The 3,626-nt window shown below is 42.2% G+C and carries 6 protein-coding genes; 3 read left to right on the plus strand and 3 right to left on the minus strand.

The window, feature by feature from the left end; translation table 11 throughout:
* From O9290_RS24220 to O9290_RS24230, 3 genes are all read left to right on the plus strand, one after another.
* A partial coding sequence (locus tag O9290_RS24220; protein ID WP_288087625.1) for a DUF29 domain-containing protein occupies positions 1-471 on the plus strand: 471 nt, incomplete at its 5' end.
* 10 nt (positions 472-481) lie between these two features.
* Positions 482-967, plus strand: coding sequence for a DUF29 domain-containing protein (locus O9290_RS24225; RefSeq protein WP_288035217.1), 486 nt, complete (start codon positions 482-484; stop codon positions 965-967).
* Positions 968-983: 16 nt separating this feature from the next.
* Complete coding sequence (locus O9290_RS24230; protein ID WP_002760027.1) at positions 984-1,478, plus strand: DUF29 domain-containing protein; 495 nt, start codon at positions 984-986, stop codon at positions 1,476-1,478.
* A gap of 9 nt (positions 1,479-1,487) precedes the next feature.
* On the opposite strand, the gene O9290_RS24235 is transcribed toward O9290_RS24230, so the two are convergent.
* From O9290_RS24235 to O9290_RS24245, 3 genes are all read right to left on the minus strand, one after another.
* Positions 1,488-1,868, minus strand: a complete 381-nt coding sequence (locus O9290_RS24235; protein WP_002735921.1) for a DUF7682 family zinc-binding protein — start codon at positions 1,866-1,868, stop codon at positions 1,488-1,490.
* Between the two features lie 341 nt (positions 1,869-2,209).
* Complete coding sequence (locus O9290_RS24240; protein ID WP_288058492.1) at positions 2,210-3,262, minus strand: phosphotransferase enzyme family protein; 1,053 nt, start codon at positions 3,260-3,262, stop codon at positions 2,210-2,212.
* 46 nt (positions 3,263-3,308) lie between these two features.
* Positions 3,309-3,452 carry a hypothetical protein gene (locus tag O9290_RS24245; protein ID WP_287970108.1) on the minus strand — a complete coding sequence of 48 codons (144 nt, stop codon included), beginning with the start codon at positions 3,450-3,452 and terminating at the stop codon, positions 3,309-3,311.
* Positions 3,453-3,626 lie beyond the last annotated feature (174 nt).

Here is a 3,626-nt window from a genome sequence, read left to right on the forward strand (position 1 = left end):
AATCTCTACGATAGCGATTATCAACTTTGGTTAGAAAACACTATCAACCAATTGCGTCGGGGGGATTTTCAAGCGGTAGATTGGCAGAATTTATTAGAGGAGTTGGCAGATTTGGGAAAAAGTGAACGACGAGCATTAGAAAGTTTATTAACTCGACTCCTAGAACATTTACTGAAGTTAACTTACTGGCAATACCAACGGGATTATAATCAAGCTGGATGGAAAAAAGAAATTCGCAATTTTCGGATTCAGATCAAAAAAATTCTTAAAGATAGTCCCAGTTTAAAGTCCTATTTAAGGGAAATTTTGCAGGAATGTTATCTCGATGCTCGCAATCTGCTTATTGACGAAACCGAATTAGATGCCAGTATTTTCCCTCTGGAAGTGTTAGCTAATCTCGAGGAGATTCTCGATCAAAATTGGCTGCCGGATTGGGAAGCTATCAGCAAGGATTCTGAACAGTGCAATTAAGGGGTAAAAAATGATGAATATTACCAGGCCAAATCTCTACGATAGCGATTATCAACTTTGGTTAGAAAACACTATCAACCAATTGCGTTGCGGGGATTTTCAAGCGGTAGATTGGCAGAATTTATTAGAGGAGTTGGCAGATTTGGGAAAAAATAATCGACGAGCATTAGAAAGTTTATTAACTCGACTCCTAGAACATTTACTGAAGTTAACTTACTGGCAATCCCAACGAGATTATAATCAAGCAGCATGGAAAGGGGAAATTAGAACCTTTCGGAAACAAATCAAGAAATTACTGAGAGATAGTCCCAGTCTCAAACCCTATTTATCCGAGATACTTGAGGAATGTTACAGCGATGCTCGGGAGATAATTATTGATATAACCCAATTAGATGCCAGTATTTTCCCTCTGGAAGTGTTAGCTAATCTAGAGGAGATTCTCGATGAAAATTGGTTGCCTAATTGGGAAGCTATCAGCAAGGATTCTGAACAGTGAAATTAAGGAGTAAAAAATGATGAATATTACCATTCCCAATCTCTACGATAGCGATTATCAACTTTGGTTAGAAAACACTATCAACCAATTGCGTCGGGGGGATTTTCAAGCGGTAGATTGGCAGAATTTATTAGAGGAGTTGGCAGATTTGGGGAAAAATAATCGACGAGCGCTTAAGAGTCTCTTAACTCGACTCCTAGAACATTTACTGAAGTTAACCTACTGGCAATCCCAACGAGATTACAACCAAGCAGCATGGAAAAAAGAAATCAGGAATTTTCGCCTACAAATTGCTGATCTTTTAGAAGATAGTCCCAGCTTAAAGTCCTATTTAAGGGAAATTTTAGCAAAATGTTATCTCGATGCTCGCAATCTGATGATTGACGAAACCAGATTAGATGCCAGTATTTTCCCCGTGGAAGTATTAGCTAGTCTGGAGGAGATTCTCGCTGAAAATTGGCTGCCGGATTGGGAAGATATAAACAGCGATAAATCTTCCCAAGCGAACTAAAGATTAGCTTCACCTACCCGGTTTACAAACATTATAATCTTCGTGAGAGATAACCGCTTCTGGGACGAGGAGATTGCCGTGGTCGCGACAGATGAGGCGATAATTGCGGGTAACGGGGATACTGATAATAAAGCGATCGTGTCGCAATCGTTTACCGTGGAAATCTCGATAATTGCGGTGATCTTGCAATCCTTGCAGGATTTCCCTAGCTTTAAGTACCACATTTTTCGGTAATTCCCGCAGATCGATCGGATCTTGGGAAAAAGTGGCTTCCCAGGCATTTTTTTGACGTTTTCTTTCTTCCCAAGCGGCATCTAGTTGAGCGCAATGATGGCAGACTTGGCCATAACCCTTGTGACCACAGGGAAACTTCTTCTTTCTTCTGGACATAATACCATCTGTCTGTAAGGCTGTGAGAGAGTATTCAAAAGCGGTAAAGCTTGCTTCACTTTTGGCAGATGGAGAAGAAAGTCTTTACCTAGTGATTATCTATACTTACCAGCATACAGGGATCGATCCCTCGTTTGGCCATTGACCAGCAAGAAAGTTGATCTTGGTTAGTTGGGGCCGGCTTTTTGGATAAGACTTTTAGGCTTTTTGGCTATCAAAAAGTGCCGGTCATTGGAGTGATCAGGGGGAAAATTCAGGTAATTTTTCCCTGAAAATGGGTAAAACCCCACACCCCACAACCTACCCCCAGGAAATTTGCTCACCAGCAGGATCAAGGCTGCTTAGAATAATTCCCATTCTTGGGTTCTTAAACGTTTGAGAATGGCCAAACGGCTGCTAAAATAATTGGCGCACAGACGACTATAATCGGTTAAACGCAGGTTATTTAAGCTAATTGACCAAGACCAAATATAGGCCGCTTGGGTGAGATACTGAAGACAAGATAATTCACCATCGGTTAAAGGCACTGTTTCATCGTAGCCTTGGATGAAACCATGGCGAACCTGGCGATTTAAGCCGGATTGTAGGGAAACTTGCAGAAATTTAGCGATATCAAAAACTCGCCAACCATAACCGCACTGATCGAAATCAAATAGGGTCATCTGATTATCAGGGGTGATATGCACATTACCACTATGAGGATCGCCCCAACAAATGCTCCAATAGGGAGATTCTGTCGGTAATTTAGCGGTTTCTTCCTCTATTTCCCCAATGGTTTCTAAAACACAGTCTAGGTCGCTCGGTCGTTGGTGCAGAAAAGGTGCGATAATTTGCAGGGAATCGTCGAGAAGATATTTGAGGTTGAGGGGATGACGATAGGCTAGGGTTTGAAAATCTGCTGTCACCCGATGTAAATTAGCCACGATCGCCCCTAAATGATAGGCTTGTTCTATATCTATGTCCCCAATAGCAATTCCTCCAGGAGCATAGGGAAAAAGGACGGCGTAACGTTTCCCTTCCGGAGCCTTAATTTCTACGGATAAATCACCGTTTTTGGTGCGAATTGGCGCAGCGACGGGAACCTGAGAGCGATCGAGATAATCTAATAATTCTAACTCGAAGTCTATTTCCATTTTGCTGCGCCAATGGCAGTGAGATACGCGCAAAATGTAGGGAGTTTTCAGGGTTTCGAGGAGATACACATCACTTAAACCCCGATGCCAAAATTGACAATTTTTCGGTACATCAATCTCGTAACGAGAAAAAACTAAATCTGCTAGGGCAGCAGGAGCAAGAGTGGAGTAGAGTGTGGGAAAAGTCCATTCTCCAGTCCGAAAATTGGCAGCGGGAGAACTAGAAGGCAGTAAATTGAGCGAAGCCAGAAAAGTCGTCACGGTTCCCTCCCGATGCAAGTATGGACAACGCTCGCATCATCCTATTTTATAGCCCACATATATTACAAATTGGTTCGAGCGCTCCGTATATTTCGCTACATTCCTCTGACTTGAAAGAGGGTGTAGGGTGTAGGGTGTGGGGTGTAGGGAAAGAAACCTCTTTCATCTGTGGGGGTGAAAATTTTTTCATCGGGACTGACTCCTTACCCCACAGTTAACTTTACTGGCTCTTCGGTAATTGTTATGCAATGGACGGGGGTTATAAGGGATGGAACCCTTATATAGAAAAGCATTTAGCGATTTTTGTCAATTGTTTTTGCTCTAGAGCGAACTAATCAATTAAGTCTCTTGCCAGATAAGGATT

This window comes from Microcystis sp. LE19-41.2A, from assembly GCF_027530405.1.
GTDB lineage: Bacteria > Cyanobacteriota > Cyanobacteriia > Cyanobacteriales > Microcystaceae > Microcystis > Microcystis aeruginosa.

Coding starts and splice junctions, on each gene's coding strand:
- O9290_RS24230 (WP_002760027.1), top strand. CDS start 984: ATGATGAATATTACCATTCCCAATCTCTACGATAGCGATTATCAACTT.
- O9290_RS24225 (WP_288035217.1), top strand. CDS start 482: ATGATGAATATTACCAGGCCAAATCTCTACGATAGCGATTATCAACTT.
- O9290_RS24235 (WP_002735921.1), bottom strand. CDS start 1,868: ATGTCCAGAAGAAAGAAGAAGTTTCCCTGTGGTCACAAGGGTTATGGC.
- O9290_RS24245 (WP_287970108.1), bottom strand. CDS start 3,452: ATGAAAAAATTTTCACCCCCACAGATGAAAGAGGTTTCTTTCCCTACA.